Source organism: Microbacterium hibisci, from assembly GCF_015278255.1.
In the GTDB taxonomy this organism is placed as follows: Bacteria; Actinomycetota; Actinomycetes; order Actinomycetales; family Microbacteriaceae; genus Microbacterium; species Microbacterium hibisci.
On record NZ_JADIJC010000008.1, the window covers coordinates 125,314 to 145,652 of the forward strand.

At 70.8% G+C, this 20,339-nt stretch carries 20 protein-coding genes; 11 read left to right on the top strand and 9 right to left on the bottom strand.

Going from position 1 to position 20,339, the window contains the following annotated elements; genetic code table 11:
* The first annotated feature begins 27 nt into the window (after positions 1-27).
* The 7 genes from IM770_RS14750 to IM770_RS14780 all read left to right on the top strand — a co-directional run bounded on the left by IM770_RS14750 (position 28) and on the right by IM770_RS14780 (position 5,455).
* A complete protein-coding gene (locus IM770_RS14750) occupies positions 28-435 on the top strand; it encodes a TIGR03618 family F420-dependent PPOX class oxidoreductase (protein WP_203581911.1) in 408 nt (135 codons plus the stop codon).
* Between the two features lie 9 nt (positions 436-444).
* Entirely contained in the window at positions 445-753 is a 309-nt protein-coding gene (locus IM770_RS14755; protein ID WP_203581912.1) for a YciI family protein, read from the top strand.
* An 81-nt stretch (positions 754-834) separates the two neighbouring features.
* Positions 835-1,320 (top strand): GyrI-like domain-containing protein, encoded by a 486-nt coding sequence (locus tag IM770_RS14760; RefSeq protein WP_203581913.1) that lies wholly within the window; start codon positions 835-837, stop codon positions 1,318-1,320.
* Positions 1,321-1,426: 106 nt separating this feature from the next.
* Positions 1,427-2,578, top strand: a complete 1,152-nt coding sequence (locus IM770_RS14765) for a peptidoglycan-binding domain-containing protein (RefSeq protein WP_239066274.1) — start codon at positions 1,427-1,429, stop codon at positions 2,576-2,578.
* Between the two features lie 220 nt (positions 2,579-2,798).
* Positions 2,799-3,779, top strand: a complete 981-nt coding sequence (locus IM770_RS14770) for a ThuA domain-containing protein (RefSeq protein ID WP_203581914.1) — start codon at positions 2,799-2,801, stop codon at positions 3,777-3,779.
* 161 nt (positions 3,780-3,940) lie between these two features.
* On the top strand, positions 3,941-4,681 hold the full coding sequence (locus IM770_RS14775) for an IclR family transcriptional regulator (protein ID WP_203581915.1): 741 nt from the start codon (positions 3,941-3,943) through the stop codon (positions 4,679-4,681).
* A gap of 3 nt (positions 4,682-4,684) precedes the next feature.
* Complete coding sequence (locus IM770_RS14780) at positions 4,685-5,455, top strand: IclR family transcriptional regulator (protein ID WP_203581916.1); 771 nt, start codon at positions 4,685-4,687, stop codon at positions 5,453-5,455.
* Positions 5,456-5,461: 6 nt separating this feature from the next.
* Here IM770_RS14780 and IM770_RS14785 read toward each other — a convergent pair whose 3' ends face one another.
* The 4 genes from IM770_RS14785 to IM770_RS14800 are packed head-to-tail and all read right to left on the bottom strand — an operon-like array spanning position 5,462 to position 9,220.
* Positions 5,462-6,154: a TetR/AcrR family transcriptional regulator gene (locus IM770_RS14785; RefSeq protein ID WP_203581917.1), complete on the bottom strand. Its 693-nt coding sequence runs from the start codon at positions 6,152-6,154 to the stop codon at positions 5,462-5,464.
* Positions 6,151-7,077: a shikimate dehydrogenase gene (locus IM770_RS14790; RefSeq protein WP_307785474.1), complete on the bottom strand. Its 927-nt coding sequence runs from the start codon at positions 7,075-7,077 to the stop codon at positions 6,151-6,153. Before IM770_RS14790 ends, IM770_RS14785 begins: the two co-directional genes overlap by 4 nt.
* On the bottom strand, positions 7,074-7,376 hold the full coding sequence (locus IM770_RS14795; RefSeq protein ID WP_203581918.1) for a Dabb family protein: 303 nt from the start codon (positions 7,374-7,376) through the stop codon (positions 7,074-7,076). Before IM770_RS14795 ends, IM770_RS14790 begins: the two co-directional genes overlap by 4 nt.
* Positions 7,373-9,220 carry a bifunctional sugar phosphate isomerase/epimerase/4-hydroxyphenylpyruvate dioxygenase family protein gene (locus tag IM770_RS14800; RefSeq protein ID WP_203581919.1) on the bottom strand — a complete coding sequence of 616 codons (1,848 nt, stop codon included), beginning with the start codon at positions 9,218-9,220 and terminating at the stop codon, positions 7,373-7,375. The genes IM770_RS14795 and IM770_RS14800 overlap by 4 nt, the downstream gene beginning before the upstream one ends.
* A 183-nt stretch (positions 9,221-9,403) precedes the next feature.
* Between IM770_RS14800 and IM770_RS14805 the strand changes: the two genes are divergently transcribed.
* Complete coding sequence (locus IM770_RS14805) at positions 9,404-10,111, top strand: IclR family transcriptional regulator (RefSeq protein WP_203581920.1); 708 nt, start codon at positions 9,404-9,406, stop codon at positions 10,109-10,111.
* 2 nt (positions 10,112-10,113) lie between these two features.
* Positions 10,114-10,878 carry an IclR family transcriptional regulator gene (locus IM770_RS14810; RefSeq protein ID WP_203581921.1) on the top strand — a complete coding sequence of 255 codons (765 nt, stop codon included), beginning with the start codon at positions 10,114-10,116 and terminating at the stop codon, positions 10,876-10,878.
* A gap of 129 nt (positions 10,879-11,007) precedes the next feature.
* Here IM770_RS14810 and dctP read toward each other — a convergent pair whose 3' ends face one another.
* Entirely contained in the window at positions 11,008-12,066 is a 1,059-nt protein-coding gene (gene dctP / locus IM770_RS14815; RefSeq protein ID WP_203581922.1) for a TRAP transporter substrate-binding protein DctP, read from the bottom strand.
* 317 nt (positions 12,067-12,383) lie between these two features.
* On the opposite strand from dctP, the gene IM770_RS14820 reads away from it, so the two are divergent.
* Together IM770_RS14820 and IM770_RS14825 are read left to right on the top strand one after the other, a co-directional pair.
* Positions 12,384-13,469 carry a Gfo/Idh/MocA family oxidoreductase gene (locus IM770_RS14820; RefSeq protein ID WP_203581923.1) on the top strand — a complete coding sequence of 362 codons (1,086 nt, stop codon included), beginning with the start codon at positions 12,384-12,386 and terminating at the stop codon, positions 13,467-13,469.
* Positions 13,470-13,494: 25 nt separating this feature from the next.
* Complete coding sequence (locus IM770_RS14825; RefSeq protein ID WP_203581924.1) at positions 13,495-14,856, top strand: FAD-dependent oxidoreductase; 1,362 nt, start codon at positions 13,495-13,497, stop codon at positions 14,854-14,856.
* A gap of 33 nt (positions 14,857-14,889) precedes the next feature.
* On the opposite strand, the gene IM770_RS14830 is transcribed toward IM770_RS14825, so the two are convergent.
* The 4 genes from IM770_RS14830 to IM770_RS14845 form a co-directional block, all read right to left on the bottom strand.
* Positions 14,890-15,330: a type II 3-dehydroquinate dehydratase gene (locus IM770_RS14830; protein ID WP_203581925.1), complete on the bottom strand. Its 441-nt coding sequence runs from the start codon at positions 15,328-15,330 to the stop codon at positions 14,890-14,892.
* A 79-nt stretch (positions 15,331-15,409) separates the two neighbouring features.
* The gene (locus tag IM770_RS14835; protein WP_203581926.1) at positions 15,410-16,690 is read right to left on the bottom strand and encodes a TRAP transporter large permease; all 1,281 of its coding nucleotides are present in this window, start codon (positions 16,688-16,690) and stop codon (positions 15,410-15,412) included.
* 4 nt (positions 16,691-16,694) lie between these two features.
* A complete protein-coding gene (locus tag IM770_RS14840; protein ID WP_203581927.1) occupies positions 16,695-17,384 on the bottom strand; it encodes a TRAP transporter small permease in 690 nt (229 codons plus the stop codon).
* Positions 17,385-17,598: 214 nt separating this feature from the next.
* Complete coding sequence (locus tag IM770_RS14845; RefSeq protein WP_203581928.1) at positions 17,599-20,292, bottom strand: outer membrane protein assembly factor BamB family protein; 2,694 nt, start codon at positions 20,290-20,292, stop codon at positions 17,599-17,601.
* Positions 20,293-20,339: the final 47 nt, after the last annotated feature.

Consider the following 20,339-nt stretch of genomic DNA (forward strand, 5'->3'; position numbering starts at 1 on the left):
TTCGCGCGCTCCGGTTAGGTTGGACCGATGCGGGAACTGTCGCCGGCCGGGCTGGAATTCGTGCGCGAGCGTCACCTCGCCACCCTGTCGACCATGGCGCCGTGGGGCGGCATCCACTCGGTGCCCGTGGGCTTCACCCTGCACGAGGGCATTCTCCGCGTGATCACCTCGCGCGACTCGCAGAAGGTGCGCAATGTGCTGCGCGACGGCACGGCGACGATCAGCCAGGTCGACGGCGCGCGGTGGCTCGCCTTCCCCGGTGTCGCCACGGTGCACGACGACCCCGACGAGGTCGCCCTCGCGGTGGCGCTCTACGCGCGGCGCTACCGGCAACCGCGCGTCAACCCGCTGCGGGTCGCGATCCAGCTCGCCCCCGTGCGGATCATGGGCAGCGGCGGGCTCGTCCAGGCACCTGGAGAGATGGCGTCCGCCTAGGCTGGACGGGTGAGCACGTCACCGGTGGAGTATCTGATCACGGCGTTCGACGGCACGGACGACGGCGCGCCCGCCCGGCGCCTCGCCGTGCGCGACGCGCACCTCGCGGGCGCCCAGGTGCTCGCCGAGCGCGGTGAGCTCCTGAGCGGCGGCGCGATCCTCGATGAGGACGGCCGGATGATCGGCTCGTCCATGCACGTCGCGTTCGCGGATGAGGCGGCGTTCCGCGCCTGGTACGACGCCGAGCCGTACATCACGGGCGACGTCTGGCGTGATGTCTCGGTCCGGCCGATGCGGATCTTCCGTCCCATCGTCTGACGGCGCGACTCCGGACGGTGCGAGCCGCAATGCGATCCCGAAGGGGTGCGTCGGCGCGCGCCGTGGGGCAGAATCGGCCCGATGGAGACCCTGGACGGCCCGCTCATCGAACGCCGCGCAGAGCGCCCGACGCTCGGCATCCGTCGCCGCACGCCGTTCCGGGGAATGCTCGCGGAGCGCGACCGGCTGCTCGCAGAGCTGATCGCCTGGCTCGACGAACACGGCGTCGAGCCTGACGGGCCGTTCTTCCTGCGTCTTCACACGGTCGACATGGCGGGGGAGATGGACCTCGAGGTGGGCGCGTTCGTCGCGGCCCCCGGCGACGGTGTCGTCGCGCCGGGCGTGATCCCGGGCGGGGAGTACGCCGTCCTCGTCTACCGGAACCATTCGCTGCGGGCCAATCGGCTGCTGCAGGAGTGGGTGCGCGAGCGCGGGCGCGACTTCGACGTCGAGGCCTCGCCTGCGGGCGATCGGTGGGCGGCGCGCGTCGAGGCCTACCTCACCGACCCGCGCACCGAGCCGCGGAAGACCCGCTGGGCGACCGAGCTGGCCTTCCTCCTCCGCTGATCCGGGCGGTCTCGCGGGGCCACGAGTCCTCGGGTCGCGGCCGACCGGCGACTCCCGGCCGCGGGATGCCGTGCTCCAGCCGGACGCGGTGCCATGATGGCGGCAGATGTCCGCTGCGCGGTGGGAGGCCCCGGTGACGAGCGTTCCGAAGATGTGGTCCCGGCCGGTCGTCGTCATCGGCATCGTGCTCGCGGTGACGACGCTCGCCGGTTGCGCGGGCGAGGTCAGCGACGTCGATCGCGCGGAGGCGCGCGTCTCGGCCGCGGAGGAGGCGGTGACGGATGCCGAAACCGAACTGGCCTCTGCATCCGGCGAGTTCTGCGGCGCGAGCGAGGACTACATCGACGCGCTCGACCGCTACGGCGACGTGCTGAACGACACCGCGCCGACGGTGGGCGACGTGCGGGACGCCGGCGCGGATCTCGCGGAGCCGAGGGACGACGCGTTCGACGGCGCGGAGGCGGCGGTCGAGGCGCAGCAGGAGCTGGACGCCGCCCGGCAGGAGCTGGCCGACGCCCAGGCTGCGCTCGCGGCGGCGCAGGCGGGCCCGACCGGAACCCCGGTTCCCGTCGACACCGTCATTCCGTCCAGCACCCCGCTCGCGCCCGCGTCGGCGGTGGACCGCGTGACGCAGGCGGAGTCCGACTTCGCTGACGCCGCGGCGGGGGTGACCGATCAGACGCCGCTCGTCGAGGCCGCGGAGCAGTTCAACAGTGCGGCCGTGGCGCTCGAGATGTCATGGCTGCGGCTCTTCGCCGAGGCGGGCTGCATCACGGACGAGCAGCGGCAGCAGGCCGAGGAGACGGTGCGCGCCTACACGACGGCGCTGCAGCAGGACCTCGCCACCGCCGGGTACTACACGGGAACGGTGGACGGCGTGTACGGACCGCTGACGGTCCAGGCCGTGCAGGATCTCCAGCAGGCGAGCGGGCTTCCCGTGACCGGCGTGATGGACCGGGCGAGCGCTGCGGCGCTCCAGGCCGAGCTCCTCGCTCTGGGCGGCGCCGCGGCTCAGGAGTCTCTCGCGTCCGCGGCGGCGGTCCAGCAGACGCTCAAGCTCGCAGGGTTCTGGGACGGTCCCGTCGACGGCGTGTGGACGCCGGAGCTCACCGAGGCGGTGCAGGCCCTTCAGACGGAACTCGGCGTCGAACCCACCGGCACGGTGGACGCTGCGACGATCAGCGCCTTCGAGAAGGCGCTCGCCGAGCTCCAGCAGCCGGAACCGGCACCGACGCCGTCGAGCTCCGACGGCTCGTAGCGCGCACGCCGAAGGCTGTTCACCGCACGCCGGAGGCCACCTGGCCTACTGGGTGGAACAGTCTTTGCCGCCGTGATCGGCGAGAGCCTACATTCGCACCAACCCGAGGGTCGATCCGGATCCCGCCGCCCCAGGCGCCGCACCGGAGGCCGCCGTCGGCCGAGTGCGAGATCGCGCTTCGACTCCCCGTGGGCCACCTCGAATGATCGAAGGAGATCACATGAGATCGCTACTACGCTCCGGCGTCGCCATGGTCGCCGCGGCGGCGCTGGGCGCCGGCATCGTGCTCGCCGGAACGGCCGCGGGTGCCGACAGAGGCCCCGGAAACGGCAACGGCAACGGCCTGGGTGGACAGCCCGCGACCGCCAGCCAGATCTACACCGACGAGATCAAGGACTACGGCGTCTGCCGCGGAGTCGACCCCTCGTGCTACAACGAGTGGGGCAACGGCTGGACCGAGGGCGAGCAGAAGCGCATCCTCATCTGGAGCCGTACCGCCGGGCCGCGCCACGCTCATCTCGGCACCGCGCTCGGACCGGGTCTGAACCCGCCGCTGAACGCGAACAACGTGGCGCAGGCGGGCCTGAAGAAGTGGGCCGAGGAGCGGGGCATCGCGGTCGACTACACCGAGGACCTCGCGAGCTTCAGCCGCCTGAACAACTACCAGGCCATCGTGTTCCTGAGCTCGAACCGCGACACGCTCGACGACACGGCGCAGACCTCGCTCATGCAGTACATCCGCGGCGGCGGCGGCTTCGTGGGCATCCACAACGCGTTCGGCGCCGAGTACCACTGGGAGCACTACGAGGGTTTGCTGGGCGGTGCCAACTTCTACAACCACGGGCCGAACCGTGACGGCACGGTCGAGACCGTCAACGACCGGGACGTCTCGACGTCGTTCATGCCCGAGACGTGGCCCTTCAAGGACGAGTGGTACAACCTCACGCCGTACCCGAGCTTCGTCAATGTGCTCCTCGAGGTCGACCAGGCCACGAGCGAGGCGACCGTGGCCGGCCATGGCGAGCACCACCCGGTGAGCTGGTGCCAGTACTACGACGGCGGCCGGTCGTGGCTGACCACGCTCGGTCACGATGTCGCGGCGTGGACGGACGCGCCGCTGGCGGGCGACGAGTTCTTCAAGCAGCACGTGATGGAGGGACTCGAGAGCGCGATGGGCATCAAGCCGTTCTGCACGGTCTGATCTCCGACGCAGGGCCCGGACACGCCCTCCAGGCGAGTCCGGGCCTTTCGCGTCGGCGCCGCGCGGTCTCCTGCGGCCGGCTGTTCCACTGGGTGAGACGCCGGCCGGGTGCGGGGGCGCAGTTCCTTGCCGCCCCGTCGAACTCGACGGATACTGCCCACATGCGATCCGCCCACAGGGACCAGCCCGTCTCGGTGCTCGACCGGATCCTCGCCATCCTCGAGACCGTCCGTGAGGCTCACGGCTCCACCACCGTCACCCAGCTCGCGCTGGCCACGGGAATCCCGAAGTCCACCGTCTCCCGCCTGGTCGGCGACCTCGTCCGGCAGCGGTACCTGATGCGCGCCGAGGACGGCGTCGTGATCGGCCTCCGGCTCTTCGAGCTCGGCGCGCGCGCCAGCACGCCACGTCGGCTCAGCCTGGCCGCGCTCCCCGTCCTCGCGGAGCTCTCGAACGCCACCGGAGAGCACCTCAATGTCGCGGTGCAGGAGGGCTTTGAGATGCTCTCGGTGATCTCGGTGCGCGGGCGCCTGCGGCCGGTGCCGTCACGGGCAGGCGTGCGGGTTCCGTCGGTGACGACCGCGCTCGGCAAGGCCGTGCTGGCCTTCACGCCCGACGATGCGGCTGTCGAAGGGGTCGTGGCCGGCCTCGACCGCTACGCGCGCGGGCGTTTCGCACAGGAGCTGGCCGGCATCCGCTCCGACTGGTTCGCCGTCGACCGCTGCGAGACGTTCCCCGGCGTTGTGGGCGTCGCGAGCCCCGTGCTGTCGGCCGAGCGCGTACCCGTCGCCGCGATCTCGGTCGCCGGGCCCGTGACCGATATGGACCCGAAGCGCATGGCTCCGCTCGTGCGGCACGCGGCGCTCGCCCTCACCCATCGGCTGGCAGCCCAGGTCGCCTGACCGATGGCAGCCGAGAGCCTCACGGACTCCGTCGGAGTCCTCGACCGCATGACCGCCATCCTCGAGGCGTTCGACGAGGACGATCGAGGACTCGGGCTCTCGGAGCTCGCGGTCCGCGCGGGACTGCCGAAGTCGACCGTCTCGCGGCTGGTCGCCACCCTGGTGCGCCAGCGGTACCTCGAGCGCGACGGCCGGCGCATCCACCTGGGGCTGCGGCTCTTCGAGCTGGGGCAGCTCGCCGAGCAGCCGCGTGAGCTGCGGATCGCCGCCCTGCCCGTCATGGCCGAGCTGCGCAACCGCACGGGCGAGAACGCGCACCTCGCGATCCGTGACGGCGCCGAGATGATCTGCATCGCCGCGATGCGCGGGCGGTCGGGAACGTCGTTGGCCGTGCGCACCGGCGGGCGCCTGGCGGTGCACGCCACCGCACTCGGCAAGGCCGTGCTCGCCTATGCGGCGCCGGACGACGTCGCCGGGGTGCTGACCACCCGGCTGACCGCCTTCACGCCGGCCACCGTTGTCGATCCGTCGCGACTCCGGCAGCAGCTGGAGGCCATCCGATCGGGCGCGCCGGCGGTCGAGGTGCGGGAGTCCGCCGCGGACGTGTGCGCGGTCGCGAGCCCGGTCGTCGCCCCGTCCGGCGCCGTGGTCGCCGCGATCTCGGTGTCGGGGACGGCGGACGCTTTCGACCTCGACCTCTGGTCGGGAGCCGTGGATGCCGCGGCTCTCGCTCTCTCGCACCGGCTGGCGCAGTCGAGCCGCGACTCCGGCTGACCGGTCTCAGCTCTCGCCGTGCGCTCCGGCGGACGGACGAGGCGCGTCGCGATCCGTCATCGTCGCGACGACGAGGTCGCCCAGGAGCCGCCGGTGCGAGTCCTGCAGCGACGCGTCGAGCATGTCACGGCCGAAGATCGCCGCGAACGTGTGCCGGTTCGCGACATGGAAGCAGGCGTACGCGCTGATCACCATATGCACATCGACCGCGTCGACGTCGTCGCGGAAGCTGCCATCGGCGACGCCTCGCTCGATGACCTCCTGCAGGAGCGTGATGGCCGTGGCGTTCTCCTGGAGGATGGTCTGCGACTGGCGCACGTGCTCGGCGCGGTGGATGTTCTCGATGCTGACGAGCTGGATGAACGCCTCGTGCGTCGTGTGGTGGTCGTAGGTGGCGTGAGCGATCGTGCGCAGCGCCTCGGACGGTGACATCTCCTCGACGTGGATGCCCCGCTCGACGCGGCGGATCTGTGCGTACACGCGCTCCAGGACGGCGAGGTAGAGCCCCTCCTTCGAGCCGAAGTAGTAGTAGATCATGCGCTTCGTGGTGCGCGTCCGCGCCGCGATCTCGTCCACCCGCGCCCCGGCGTAGCCGTTGGCGGCGAACTCGGCGGTGGCGACTTCGAGGATGTCGTCCTTCGTCCGGGCGGCGCGCTCGGTCAGCCCGCTGTCGCGCACCTCGCTCACCCCACCCGTCATCGCAGGCTCCCTCCCGCGCTGGACTCCTCGGCGCTGATGAGCGCGCGGAAGTGCCGTGCCATCCGTTCCCGATCGGGCACCGTGCCCGTGATGATTCGGAGACTAGCGCACGCCTGCCCGACGGCCATCCGTCCGCCGTCCAGTGCCGCATGCCCGCGCTCCCGGGCGCGCCGGATGAGCTCGGTCTCGAGGGGCCGGTAGACGACGTCCGACACCCACGCGTCCGGGCGGAGCAGGTCGAGGTCGAAGGCGACACCCGGGTGGTGCAGCATCCCGAGCGGCGTCGCATGGACGACGCCGCTCGCCCGCTCGATGGCCTCGGCCAGGACGTCGGGCCCGACGGCCGTGATGGTCTGCGCGGGGAAGTGCGGGCGCATCCGGGCCACGAGGTCTTCTGCGCGTCCGGCGTCCACGTCCGACAGATCGAGCCGCGCGGTGCCGTGCGAGAGCAGCGCGTACGCGGTCGCAGCACCGGCGCCGCCGCATCCGATCTGCACCACGCGGTCGAAGGACGCCCCCGGGAGCCCGTCCACGAGACCGTCGCGATACCCCATCCAGTCGGTGTTGTAGCCCACCAGCCGTCCGTCGTCGAAGACGACGAGGTTCACAGCCTGCAGGTGCGCGGCATCCGCGTCGAGATCGTCGACGAGATCCACCACGAGCTGCTTGCAGGGGTGGGTGATGTTCATCGCCGCGAAGCCCGCCGCCTGCGCCTCGGCGAGCAGGTCGCCGACGTCGGTGGCCGGCCGGCCGAGGGCGATCAGGTCGAGGATCCGGTACTCGTAGTCGATCCCCAGCGCCCCGGCCTCCGCCTCGTGCATGGGAGGGGTGAGGGATGCCGTGATCCCTTCGCCGATCAGACCCACGAGGTACGGCCGCCGGGGCGACTCCGGCGACCCCTCGGCGCTCATCCGGTCGGTCACGACGCCCCCGGGATCTCGAAGTCGACGGTGGCGACCGAGATCTTCACAGGTGCCGAGATGCGCAGCACTTCGTCGTGCGCAGGATGCCTCGAGTAGGCGGCGAGCCCGTCCAGGTCGTCGAAGTCGGCGACGATCGCGAGCTCATGGGACGCCGGGCCGCCGAGCACGTCGACGCCCACGCTGATGCTGCGCAGCTGGGGGATCCGCTCGGGGAGCGCCCGCAGCAGCGACATCCAGTGCTCGCGCTCGTCCGCGGTGAACTCCGGGACGAAGCGGAACACGGCGACATGCCGGATCATGCGCCGACCTCCCCTCGCGCCGCGCGGCGATGCTGATACTGCGCGGCGAGGCGGACGGGTGCGTTGAGCGCACCGTATCCGGCGTAGCCGTGGCGCCGCTCGACCACCTCGAGGAACACGGTGCCGATCGGGTGGGTGTAGAAGTGCAGGAACTCGCCGGACTCGTCGCGGTCGTACATGACGTTGAGCTCGCGCAGCTCTGTCAGCAGCCCGGGTTCGATGAGGTACCGCGCTGCGATGTCGTCGTAGTAGTTCGCGGGGATGTCGAGCGGCGTGAACCCGCGCTCGCGCGCCCTCCGCGCCAGCGCGAGCACGTCGCTGGTGGCGAATGCGATGTGCTGCGGCAGGATGGCCTCGTCGCCCGCACCGGACGGCACGAGGTTGAGCGCGAGCCGGATGATGCCGTCGTCGCTGCGGAGCACCTGACTGCGGACGAGGCCCACCGGCGCCGCCACCTCGACGGATGGCTCGGCGTGGAGGTCGAGCACCGACAGGTAGAAGAGCACCGCCGCGTCGAAGTGCTGCCAGGGCTGCGCGAGGTTGATGTGGTCGACGCGCTCGATGAGCTCAGGAGCGCTGTCGGGGCGCGGGCCGAACTCTCCCACCCAGCGAGGCTCGTCGCCGTCGTCGGCGCCGAAGAACACCTCGGATCCGTCGGGACTTCCCACGCCGACGAGCCGCTCGTCGCCCGTGGCCTCCTGCCGGGGCACCGGGGGCGCGAAGAGCTGCTCGGCCCGGCGCAGGGCCGAGGCCGGGTCGCGCACCGAGAACCCGAGGCCGGCGACCGTGGGCCGGGTGCGGTCGGAGTCCGGCGCGCCGAGCACGACCCGTGCGGCGCCCTGCGACCACAGCTCGACAGGCTTGGTGCGATGCGCGCCGTGCGACCGGAAGCCGAGTTGGCCGAGCAGGCGTCGGAGCTCGGGCAGCGCGGTCGTGCGCAGCTCGACGTAATTGACGTCGGTCGGCGGCTCGACGCCCGGGAGCGCGCTGATCGACATGCGGGCGGCGCGGCCCCCCGCGCCGCGGCCGAGCGCCGCGGCAGCCTCGTGCTCCAGCCAGCGCAGCGACCGCCGCCCGTCGATGGCGGTGGCGACCGGATCCGTCTGACGGAAGGTGTCGTTGAAGATCTCGAGGGAGACCGGGCCGTCGTACCCCGTGCGGATGAGGTGGGCCATGAAGGTGCCGAGGTCGAAGCCGCCCTCGCCCGGGAAGAGCCGGTGATGACGGCTCCACGAGAGCACGTCCATGGTCAGCAGCGGCGCATCGGCCAGCTGGACGAAGAAGATCTTGTCGGCGGGGATCGTCTCGATCGCCTCGGGGCTGTGGCCCTTCGAGAGGATGTGGAAGCTGTCGAGGCACAGACCGACGGCCGGATGGTCCGCCAGGCGGACGATGCGGGCCGCCGTCTCGTAGCCGTCGACGAACCGTCCCCAGGCGAGGGCTTCGTAGGCGATGCGCACGCTGAAGCGCTGTGCGACGTCGCCGAGCTGCCGCAGCTGTGCGGCGGCGAGCTGCTCGTCTCCGCTGCGCGCGGTCGCGACGTTGCTGCACAGCAGCATCGTCTGGATGCCGAGACGGTTCATGAGGGCGAACTTCGCCTCCGCCCGTCGCAGGTTCTGCTCGAGCAGCTCCGGTCCGACACCCTCGAAGTCGCGGAACGGCTGATAGAGGTCGAGCGTCAGACCGAGCTCTGCGGCGCGCGCCCGGATGTGCTCAGGCGAGAGCGGCGAGGCGATCAGGTCGGGCTCGAAGATCTCCACGCCGTCGAAGCCCGCCGCGGACGCGGCGAGGAGCTTCTGATCGAGGGTGCCGCTCAGGCAGACCGTGGCGATCGATGTGCGCATGGCGCCCTTCTGGGGCACCGACGCTGGGGCCCGCGTGATTCTCGGAACAGCATTGCATGGTTGTGTACTAACTAGTACGTTCGAAGCGAAGCGTGATCGACGACGATTCAAGCCGCTGGGAGGGGATGCTCGATGGAGAGTCTCGCCGAATGGAACACGATTCCGGCTCGAGAGGACGCACCCGTGTCCGTCCTCGACCGGATCCTCGCGATCCTCGACACCGTCAAGGAGTGCGGGGGCTCGCTGTCGATCACCGACCTCGCCGCCCGCACGTGCCTGCCGAAGTCCACGGTCTCGCGGCTCGCCGCGGAGTTGACGGCGCAGCGCTATCTCGAGCGCACCGACGACGGGGTGGCCCTCGGCCTCCGGCTGTTCGAGCTCGGAGCGCGCGCGAGCGTGCCTCGACGACTGATCGGCGCCGCGGCGCCCGTCATCCGTCAGCTCCGGGAGGTCACCGGTGAGCGTGTGGGGCTCTGGGTGCAGCAGGGGACCGACATGGTCTCGATCGCCGCGATCGCCGGCCGCGTGCCCCTGCTCCCGACGCGCGTCGGCATGCGCTCGCCCGCCCTGACGACGGCCAGCGGGAAGGCCTATCTCGCCTTCTGCTCCGACCAGGGCGTCGTCGACCGGGTGAGCGCGCCGCTCGCCGCCGCCGACGCCGACCACTTCCGCGACGAGCTCACCTCGGTGCGCAGCAATGTGGTGGCGATGGACATGGGGGAGTCGTACCCCGGCATCCTCGCCGTCGCGAGCCCCGTGCTGTCGAACGATCGCGTCGTGCTCGGGGCGATCTCGATCGCCGGACCCAGCGGCGGCATGGACCCCGACCGCGTCGCTCCGCTGGTGCGTGCCGCCGGCACGAACGTGAGCCGTCGGCTCACGGCCGCCTAGCCATGCGCACCGCGGGATGGACCGACTCGGTCACCGTGCTCGACCGGCTGACGGCCGTCTTCGATGCCTTCGGCGAGCACGACGAGGGTCTCGGGGTCTCGGAGCTCGCCCGCCGCGCGAACCTGCCGAAGTCGACGGTCTCGCGCATCGCCGGCGACCTCGTCGCGCAGCGCCTGCTGGATCGCGAGGGCGGCAAGCTCTACCTCGGCGTGCGGCTGTTCGAACTGGCGCAGACCGTGGAGAAGCCGCGCCGGCTGCGTCACCTGGCGCTGCCGGTGATGACCGAGCTGCGCGACGTCACCGGTCATACGGTGAGCCTCGGCGTGCTCGACGGCTCGGACGTCGTGATCCTCGGTGTCGTGCGCGCCGCCGGCGGCTGTGCACCGCCCGCGAGCGTGGGGGGCCGGCTCCCCGCGCACGCGACGGCTCTCGGCAAGGCGCTGCTCGCGTTCTCCGCCCGCGAGACGGTCGAGCGGATCGTCCAGGAAGGACTGGCGCAGCGCACGTCCCGCACGACCACGGAGGCGGGGATGCTGGCGCGCGAGCTGGCCGACGTGCGCCGGCTCGGCGTCGCCACCGACACGGAGGAGTGGGCCAAGGATCGCGCGTGCGCCGCGGGTGCCATCCTCGGTCAGGGCGGCGCGCCCGTCGCGGCGCTGTCGGTGACCGCGCCGGCGACGGACGCGACGCCGGAGCGCCTCGCGCCGGCGGTCCGCGCCGCGGCGATGACCCTCAGCCGCCGCCTCGACCCCGCCCACCACGGCTGACCCGCGAACACGGCTGACCACGCACGACGTCTGACCCCGCGCCACGGCTGCGCGGCCAGTCCCGCGCCGCCGGGGACGACGGAAGGGGGTGGGCGCCGATGCGCCCACCCCCTTCTCGGGTCGGTCGGGTCAGCCCGCGGTCTCGCGGATCGCCTCGTACGCCTCGAGGTTCTCACCGGTGAAGTAGCCGCCGAAGAAGTCCTCGGCCTGGCTGATGAAGGCATCCATGTCAATGTCCTCCGTCTCGACCACGGTGAAGTTGTCGTCGCCGCGGTACTCGTCGAGGATCTCCTCGGTCGCCTCGTCGACGCAGTCGCGGTTCTCGGGGCGGATCTCGCGGATGGTCTCCTCGAGGAGGGCCGCCTGCTCGTCGTTCATCTTGTCGTAGGTCTTGTCGCTGACCAGGATCCAGTGGATGCCGACGTTGTGGTTGTTGAGGATCGCGGTGTTGAGCACCTCGTCGTAGCTGGACGACCGCGTCGCCACGATCGGGTTCTCCTGGCCGACGGCGATGCCCTGCTGGAGGGCGGTGTAGACCTCTTCGACGGCGACCGAGACGGGGTTGGTCACGCCGAGCGCCTCGGCGTTGGCGAGGAAGATCGGCGAGTTCGGGAAGCGGATCGGCACGCCGGCGAGGTCGTCAGGGCTGGTGACCTCGACGTCCTTCGTCGTGAAGGTGCGGTTGCCGAAGAACCAGCCGTCGACGATGTTGACGCCGGTCGCCTCGTGGAAGCCGGTGAACAGGTCCTCCGAGCTCTCGTCGATCCACTGGAACGCGTGGTCCACGTCGTCGAACGCGTACGCCGCGTCGACCACGCCGATTGGCTCGTAGGTGGCGCTGAGCGCCGAAGCCCCCTGCAGATCGATGTCGATGTCGCCGGCCTGCACCTGCGGGAAGCGGTCGGCATCGGGGCCGAGCTGGCTCGCGGGGTAGAGGTCGACGGTGAAGCCCATGTCGGCCCCCTCCAGCCTCTCCTTCAGCAGTTCGACGCCGCAGAAGTAGTTCGGCGTCTGCTCGTTCTGGCTCGTGGCCACCGTGAGGGTGACGGGGCTGGCCTCAGCGGCGCCTCCGTCGCCCGTCTCTTCCGGGGCTGCCTCGCCGCCGGCGCAGCCGGTGACGACGAGGGCTGTGGCTGCGAGCACCGACGCGGCGAATCGGCGTCGGCGCGTCGAGCGGGCTGTGCTCATGGGACTCTCCTCTGTTCTGTGCACGTCGTCGTGCAAGCTGTGACGTGACGGTCGTTGGCCTGAGCGGGACTTCGGGTCGACATCCTTCGCACGGGAGTTCGTCGTCGACCACGATGTCACGTTTCGGCCCGGTGGCAGTGCCGACTCTGACCGACTTCGAACGCTTGTCAAAGCGATGTCCCGGCGAGTGGAACAGGCGTGCTCCGGCGTGCGCAGAGGCGCGCTCACCGCTGAATGGAACGAATCTCCCGGCCCGGCCGACGGTGTCGTACGCTCGGTCCGCACGCGCGCAGACGGTCAGCACGCAGGGAGGCCCGGTGACCGCATCCGATCCCGCGCTCCTGCGATTCGGCGTGATCGGCGCCGGCTTCATGGGGCGCCAGCACCTCGACTTCATCCGCGCCGCGCCGGGGGTGTCCCTGGCGGCGGTGGCCGACCCCGCAGCGCTCGCCGACGACTTCGAGTGCCCGGTGTACGAGTCGGCGGAGCGGATGCTGGATGCCGCGCAGCTCGACGCCGTCGTCATCGCCAACCCGAACGCGCTGCACGTCGAGACGGCGGTCCGCTGCCTCGAGGCCGGGGTCGCCGTCCTGCTGGAGAAGCCGGCGGCGGTGGACTACGCGGAGTCGCTGCGGCTGGTCGACGCCGTCGCGCGGCTCGACGGCAGACTGCTGGTGGGACACCACCGCCGTCACCATCCCGCGGTCGAGCGAGCGCGCGCGGCGGTGGACGGCGGCGAGCTGGGCGAGATCGTCGGCGTCAGCGGACTGTGGTCGGCGCGCAAGGAGGACGCGTACTTCACCGACATCCCCTGGCACAGCCGGCCGGGCGCCGGCGTGCTCCTCATCAACGTGGTGCACGACCTCGACCTGCTCCGCCACCTCTGCGGAGAGGTCGTCGAGATCCAGGCCATGCAGAGCTCGCAGGCCCGCGGCCTCGTCGTCGAAGACACGGTCACGCTCAACCTCCGGTTCGAGAACGGCGCCGTGGGGAGCTTCCTCGCCTCCGACGCGGGCGTCTCGCCGTGGGGCTGGGACCAGTCCACGGAGGAGACCTCGGCCTTCCCGTTCCTCCCCGACGGCGTCGCCTATCGCATCCTCGGCACGCGGGCGGCTCTCTCGGTGCCGAATCTGGCGCGGTACGCCTATGACCCGTCGGTCTCGCCCGACTGGCACTCGCCGCTGTCGCGCACGTATCTGCCCGTCGCGCCGCGGGGCTCCTTTCCGGCGCAGCTCGCGCATTTCGCCGACGTCGCCCGCGGTCTCGTGGCCCCGCTCGTCTCGGCCGAGGACGCCTCGCGCACCCTCGCGCTCGTCGAGGCGGCCGCACTCGCCGCCCGCACGCAGCGCACCGTGGACGTGGCGCGGTTCCGCGCAGAGGTCGAAGCGGGCAGGCAGCCATGATCGCGGCGCGCCGGGAAGGACCAGCATGATGCGACGAGACGTGCGCTCGTTCGATGCGGTCGTCGTGGGCGGCGGACTGGCCGGTGTGGCCGCGGCGCAGCGTCTCGCGACGCGGGGCCACCGGGTCGCACTCCTCGAGAAGCGCGACCGGCTGGGCGGCAGCACCGCCTTGAGCGGCGGGTGGTTCGCGCTGTCGGGCACGGCGGCGCAGAAGCGTGCCGGGGTCGGCGACTCCGACGAGCTCTTCCTCTCCGACATGCGCGAGACCGGGGCCGGCTACGCCGACGAGTCGCTGCTGCGGGCGCTGGTCGCCGGCCAGGTGCACGCGATCGGAGCCATCGACCGCGCGGACGCGTGGACCGACGAGCTCAAGGTCAGCGCGGGGATGACGGTCGCACGAGCGCACCTCGTGCGCATCGACGCCCTGCGGGCGCACCTCGAGGCGGAGGCGGTCGCCGCCGGAGCGGTGATCCTCCCGGGGCGCCCGGCGGACCGGCTCGTGGTCGACGGCGGCCGGGTGATCGGCGTCGAGGCGGCAGGCGAGGAACTGTCGGCGGGTTCGGGCGTGGTCCTCGCGACGGGCGGCTTCTCGCGCAGCCGCGAGCTGCTCGACCTCTTCGTGCCGCACCAGGCCGCCGCGATGCCGTACGGCGGCGTCGGCAACACCGGCGACGGACTTCGCATGGCATGGATGCTGGGCGCCGGGCTGGCCGATGTCGGACACGTCTCGGGCACCTACGGCCAGCACGCCGAGACGACCGACGACGAGCACGAGCTGCTGACGGCAAACTACCTCGGCGCGATCCTCGTCAACACGCGCGGTGAGCGGTTCGCGGACGAGTCCGCGTCGTACAAGGTGCTCGGCGCCGCGGTGCTGGGCCAGCCCGGCCGGATGGCGTTCCAGGTGTTCGACGCGGTCGTGCGCGCCCGCTCCCGGCCGGGGGTGCCGCTGTCCGACATGGAGCGCCTGGAGGAGCTCGGCCACCTCGTCAGCGCCCCCACGATCGCGGCGCTGGCGGCCGGGCTCGGCATCCGTCCCGAGAATCTGGAACGCACGCTCGCGCAGTACAACCGCGCCGTGGCGACCGGCAGCGGCGACGCGTTCGGGCGGACGGGGCTCGTGAACGGAGTCGGCGCGCTCACGCCCATCGATACGCCGCCGTTCTTCGCGTACGCCGCCGTGACGGCGATGACGTCGACGTTCGGCGGGTTGCGGGTCGCGCCCGACGCGGCCGTGGAACGCGTCGACGGCACCCGCATCGATGGCCTCTTCGCGGCCGGCGAGGTCGTCGGCGGATTCCACGGTGCGTCGTACATGACCGGCACCGCCCTGACGAAGGCGCTCGTCTTCGGAGTGATCGCCGCCGACACGCTCGTCGCCGGCTGACCGCCCGCGCGGCGGAGCGCACCCGGCCCGGCGTCAGGGCTCCGTGAGGCGATCCGCCGCACGGATCGCCAGCTCGTAGCCGTACAGCCCGGCTCCGGCGATCACGACCCGCGCCACGGAGGAGATGAGCGAGTGCTGGTGCACGGCGTCGCGCGCGTGGATGTTCGTGATGTGCACCTCGAACACCGGCGTCGGCAGCATGTGGAGCGCGTCCAGCAGCGGCACCGAGTTGAAGCTGAAGCCGGCGGGGTTGATCACGACGATCGCCCGCTGCCGGAACGCCTCGTGCACCCACTCCACGAGCTCGTGCTCGGCGTTGGTCTGCGCGAAGAAGAGGTCGAAGCCGTGGTCGTCGGCGACCCGCTCGCACTCGGCGCGCACGTCGTCGAGCGTGGCCGTGCCGTACAGCTCGGGCTCGCGCAGGCCGAGCATGTTGAGATTCGAGCCGTTCAGCACGAAGAGCTTCCGCGTCATGGTCTTCCTCTCTGCGACGGCGTCCCGCCCGCCGGGCCCACGGGTCGGCGTCGTGGATCAGGGCGGGCGGGACGAGCCGCTACATCAGGCCGAGCAGGGTCGGCAGGAACGTGACGATCACCGGGAACACCGTCAGGAGCAGCAGCACGGCGCCCAGCGGGATGAGGAACGGCAGGATGCCGCGGAACAGCTCTCCCATCGGCCTTCGCGTGATCGACCCGACGACGAAGAGGACGGCTCCCACGGGTGGTGTGAGCGATCCGATCATGAGGTTGAGGATCATGATGACGCCCAGCTGGACCGGGTCGATCCCGAACTGGCCGATGATCGGCATCAGGATCGGCACGAGCACGAGGATCACGGGCGGCGCCTCGAGCGGGATGCCGAGCAGGATCAGCAGCACGTTGAGCATCAGCAGGAACAGCAGCGGGTTGTCGGTGAGGCCGGTGAGCCACTCGCCGAGCGCACGCGAGACCTGCTCGCGGGCGAGCACCTGGCCCATGAGGTTCGAGGCGCCGAGGATCAGCAGGATGCCGCCCGAGATCACGACGGTCTCCTTGGCCGCCTTCCAGAACACCTGAAGGGTGAGGGTGCGGTAGATCGCGCCGAGGAAGAGCATGTACACGGCCGCGATGCCGGCGCTCTCGGTGGGGGTGAACCAGCCGCTGAAGATGCCGCCGAGGATGATGACGGGGAGCAGCGCCGGACCGATCACGCGGACGGAGGCCTTCGCCAGCATCGAGCCGTCGAAGGGGCGGCTCACTGCCACCTTCGGGTGGCGCTTCACCCAGACGAAGATGTACAGGGCGAGGCCGAGCGCCATGAGCATCGCCGGGATGATGGAGCCCGCGAAGAGGGCGCCGGTCGAGATCGACGCGGTCGCGGCGAAGAGGACCGCCGGGATGCTCGGGGGCATCACGGTGCTCATGAGCGACCCCGACGCCGTCAGGCCGGCCGAGAAGCCGTACGGGTATCCGGCCTTGAGCATCTGCGGGATCTGCACCTTGCTCGTGGAGGCGGCGTCGGCGAGGGCCGACCCGCTGATCCACGAGAACCCGATCGCGGTGCCGAGGTTCACGTACGCCAGGTTGCCGGGCAGGCGCGGCAGCAACGCCCGGGCGAGGTCGTAGAGCCGTGTCGCGATGCCGAGATGATTCGCGATCGTGCCGACGAAGATGAACAGCGGCACGGCGAGGAGCGGGAAGCTGTTGATGCCGTTGACCACCGACGTGATGGCGTAGCCGGCGGACAGCCCGTGGCTGTAGAAGTACAGCATGCTCGCGGCGATCATGGAGAACGCGACGGGCACCCGCAGCAGCAGCAGGACGACGAACAGCAGGATGTAGAGCCAGAGGTCCAACGGGTCAGCCTTCCATCTCGCCGATGTCGAGCTTGCGCTCGGGGCGGTTCGCGTAGGGGATCTTGAATGCCGAGTGGATCGCCGCCGACACGAAGCCGATGAGCGCGAAGACGTACAGCATTCCGAGCGGCACGTGCATCGCGGCGCTGAGGCGTCCCCACTCCGCGTCGATCTTCACCAGGGCCTCGTAGGCGAGTGCGAGGCTCGTGGCGACCATGATCACCGCGGAGATGATCCGCAGCGCGACGAACAGCCTGGTGCCGGCGAGGAGCTCGTCGAAGATCTCGAGCACGATGTGGCCGTTCCGCCCCACCAGGTACCCGGTCACGATGAACGTCATCGCGATCATCGACAGCAGCGCGACCTCGCCGGCACCTACCCAGCTCACCGACGGGAAGTACCTGCCGACGACCTGGTACATGACGCCGAACACGATGAGGGCGAACAGGGTGACGCCGATCGTGATCTCGATCGCCGAGAGGACCCTGATGAACATCGGGTCGGCCGGCACGCCCTGGTTGAGCTTCGGCGCCGTGTAGTACGTGTTCGTGTGGGGGTAGATGGAGTCGCCGACGCCCGGCTCCGCCGGGCGGTCCGCGGCGGGCTCCGCGGGCGGGTTCACGGGCTGGTCGGAGCCGGATGCCGGACCCTCCCGCGGCTCCTCCGCGGGCCCCTCCCCGGGCTTGTCTGTCATGGCTTCACCGCCATGTCGCCTTCGTGCATTGCCAACCTCTCTGTTGATGCGGGGCGGACCTGGATCCACGCGCGCAGATCGCTGCCCCTGCGACTCTCGCTGTCGTGCGCGTGCCTGCAAAGACGAGTTTCGCCGAATGGGACACCGGCCCGGCGCATGAGTCCGCCCCCGTCGATCACGACGGGGGCGGACCTGTGCGACGTGCGGGACCGGGCTACTTCACCACGGTCACGGTGGCCGTCGAGGTCAGCTGCTCCTGGACGCCTTGGGCGTTCAGGACGTTGACCCTGACGGTCAGGCTCGCGTCGCCAGTCGGCACGTTGTTGTCGACCTGCGTCGCGTCGAACTGGAGGATGATCCGGTTCTTGTTGGCCGTCACCTTCGAGGCGTCGATCGGGGTCGACGACAGCGGCGTCAGCAGCTCGGCCTCACTGTCGTACGTGTACCCGGCCGGCAGCTCGAACTGTGCCGTGACCTTGCCGTTCACCCCGGTGAACAGCCCCGTGCCCGAGCCGAGCTGGAGCTTGCCCGGCGTGAACGTCAGTGCCCCCGGCTGGTCCTGCGGAGCCAGGTACACCTCGATCTTGCCCGTGGGCCGCGGGTCGGTGCAGTCATTGAAGAAGTACTCGCCGGCACGCGTGAACGTGTGCTGGTACGTCTCTCCCGGCTGCAGCTTGACGTTGAACTCGCCCTCGAAGAACTGCGTCGCGCAGTGCGGCTTCTGGTTCGGGAAGTTCGGGAACGTCTCGGCCCCCGGGTTGCGGAACGTCACCGTCGTGCCCACCGGCACCCGCAGGTTGGTCGGCTGCATGCCGGCCTGCGCCACGCTGTCGCGGGCTGCCGCGGTGTCGGCGGTGCGGCTCGACCGCGCGAGGAGCACGGTGTTGTTCACCGTCGAGCCCTCGACCGCCGCGCCGCTCACCGGACGACGGATCGACAGCGGTGCGGTCATCGGACCTTCCTGACTGCCCGACTCGGTCCGGTACTGGCCGCCGAGCTTGAACGACCACAGCGAGTCGCCCTGCGTCACGGAGTTGCCGTACGGGTTGGTCGACCCGGCCGCGAAGAACGCGACGTACTGCTCGCCGCCGACTTCGTACGTGACGGGTGCCGCCGCGATGCCCGAGCCGGTCTGGAACTCCCACAGCACCTCGCCCGTCCCGGCGTCCATCGCCAGCGCGCGTCCGTCGATCTGGCCCACGAAGAGCAGATCGGATGCCGTGGTCATGGGTCCCTGGCCGTGCGACATGTCGGTGCCCAGGTGGTTCTGCCACGCGACCTCGCCGGTCGACGCGTCGTAGGCGAGGATGCCGCCGGTCTGGTACTGCCCGATCGCGCGCTGCCCGTTGGCCGCCGCCCCGTTCCAGTGCGCCACCGGGTTGGTGCCGTACGGGAAGTAAACGAGGTTCGTGCTGTGGCTGTAGGAGTTGTTCGACCAGTCGCCGCCGCCGTTCTGACTGGTCGTCGAGAGGATCGGCGCATCCCACTGCGGGTCGTACATGCAGCCTTCGCGGTGTCCGACGTGGCCCTCGGGGTAGGTCAGGAACGGCTCGTCGACCGCGACATAGCTGTCGGGGTTGAACACGAGGTTGCCCTCGGCGTCCGGCTGGTAGCCGTTGTAGTTCGGCACGGCGCGCCACGGGTCGCCCGGGATGTTCTCCGGGTCGAGCTTCTGCCACACCAGGCACTCCGGCAGCAGGCGGTGCTCCGGGAACGGCTGCGTCTCGGAGTGCAGCTGCCGCGAGTCGGTGATCATCTCCTTCTCGGCGACCGGCAGCGCCGGCTCGCCGTTGGTGCGGTCGATCACGAACTGATGTCCGGACTTGCTGCCGTAGAAGACGACCTTGCGCTCTTCGCCGTCGATCTCGATGTCGGCGAGGGTCGGCGGGTGCACGTTGTCCATGTCCCACACGTCGTGGTGGATCGACTGGTAGTGCCACTTGTAGGCACCGGTCGAAGCGTCCACCGCCACCAGCGTGGTGGAGAAGAGGTTGTCGCCCGGGCGGAGCGATCCGTTCTGCGAAGAGGTGCAGCTGCGCGCGTTGCCGAATGTCATGTAGTAGAAGTTCAGCTCGGGGTCGACCGCGCCGTGGATCCACGACGTCGCGCCGCCCTCTTCCGCGCAGTCGGTGCCGTCGGGGAGCACGGGGCCCCAGGTCGCCGACGCATCGAAGGTCACGCCGTCGAGGCCGGTGAACTGCTCGCCGCGCTTGGGACCCCCGAAGAAGTGCCACAGGTACGACCCGTCGCTCGAGTCGAGCGCCACGACCGCGCCGCGGTCGCCGTCAGCGGCATGGGCGTAGACGATGCCGTCGTAGTACACCGTCGCGACCTTGCCCACCCGGCCGAGATCCTCGCCGTCGGGGCCGGTGGGCTGGACGGCCCACACCTCGGCGCCCGTCTCCTGGTCGAGTGCGACGACCCGGTTGCCGCCCGCGAGCGTGAAGATCAGGCCGTCGCCGGCCGACACGCCCCGGCGGGTGCCCGACAGGCCGTAGACCGTGTTCTCCCACTTCCAGATGGGGTCGCCGGTCACGCCGTCGACAGCGATGACGCCACCGCTGGGCGTGTCGAGGTAGAGCACGCCGTCCACGACGATCGGCGTCGTCTGCTGGCCGGTGTCGTCGCTGGCGGGAGCGACGGCCGACACGTGGGTCCGCCAGGCGGGCGCGAGATCCTTCAGATTCTGCTTGGTGATCTGCGTCAGGCCGGAGTAGTGCTGGTTGCCGAGGTTTCCTCCCACCGTCGGCATGTCGGCGCCCGTCGGGTCGACGCCGGTGAGCCCCGCGGGCGCGACCGGCTCGGCGGGTCTCTGCAGTCCGTACGCGGGTGAGGCGGCCACGGCGAGCGCCAGCGCCAGCGCCCCGATTCCCGCAGCTCCCAACCTCGTGGTCAGTCGTTTGCGCATCCCTTGCTCCTTGATCATCGTCGATCCGACCTCGGGGGGATCGCGTC

Coding starts and splice junctions, on each gene's coding strand:
- IM770_RS14795 (WP_203581918.1), bottom strand. CDS start 7,376: ATGATCCGGCATGTCGCCGTGTTCCGCTTCGTCCCGGAGTTCACCGCG.
- IM770_RS14825 (WP_203581924.1), top strand. CDS start 13,495: ATGATGCGACGAGACGTGCGCTCGTTCGATGCGGTCGTCGTGGGCGGC.
- IM770_RS14750 (WP_203581911.1), top strand. CDS start 28: ATGCGGGAACTGTCGCCGGCCGGGCTGGAATTCGTGCGCGAGCGTCAC.
- IM770_RS14770 (WP_203581914.1), top strand. CDS start 2,799: ATGAGATCGCTACTACGCTCCGGCGTCGCCATGGTCGCCGCGGCGGCG.
- IM770_RS14775 (WP_203581915.1), top strand. CDS start 3,941: ATGCGATCCGCCCACAGGGACCAGCCCGTCTCGGTGCTCGACCGGATC.
- IM770_RS14840 (WP_203581927.1), bottom strand. CDS start 17,384: ATGACAGACAAGCCCGGGGAGGGGCCCGCGGAGGAGCCGCGGGAGGGT.
- IM770_RS14830 (WP_203581925.1), bottom strand. CDS start 15,330: ATGACGCGGAAGCTCTTCGTGCTGAACGGCTCGAATCTCAACATGCTC.
- IM770_RS14845 (WP_203581928.1), bottom strand. CDS start 20,292: ATGCGCAAACGACTGACCACGAGGTTGGGAGCTGCGGGAATCGGGGCG.
- IM770_RS14780 (WP_203581916.1), top strand. CDS start 4,685: ATGGCAGCCGAGAGCCTCACGGACTCCGTCGGAGTCCTCGACCGCATG.
- IM770_RS14810 (WP_203581921.1), top strand. CDS start 10,114: ATGCGCACCGCGGGATGGACCGACTCGGTCACCGTGCTCGACCGGCTG.
- IM770_RS14785 (WP_203581917.1), bottom strand. CDS start 6,154: ATGACGGGTGGGGTGAGCGAGGTGCGCGACAGCGGGCTGACCGAGCGC.
- IM770_RS14760 (WP_203581913.1), top strand. CDS start 835: ATGGAGACCCTGGACGGCCCGCTCATCGAACGCCGCGCAGAGCGCCCG.
- IM770_RS14765 (WP_239066274.1), top strand. CDS start 1,427: ATGTCCGCTGCGCGGTGGGAGGCCCCGGTGACGAGCGTTCCGAAGATG.
- IM770_RS14800 (WP_203581919.1), bottom strand. CDS start 9,220: ATGCGCACATCGATCGCCACGGTCTGCCTGAGCGGCACCCTCGATCAG.
- dctP (WP_203581922.1), bottom strand. CDS start 12,066: ATGAGCACAGCCCGCTCGACGCGCCGACGCCGATTCGCCGCGTCGGTG.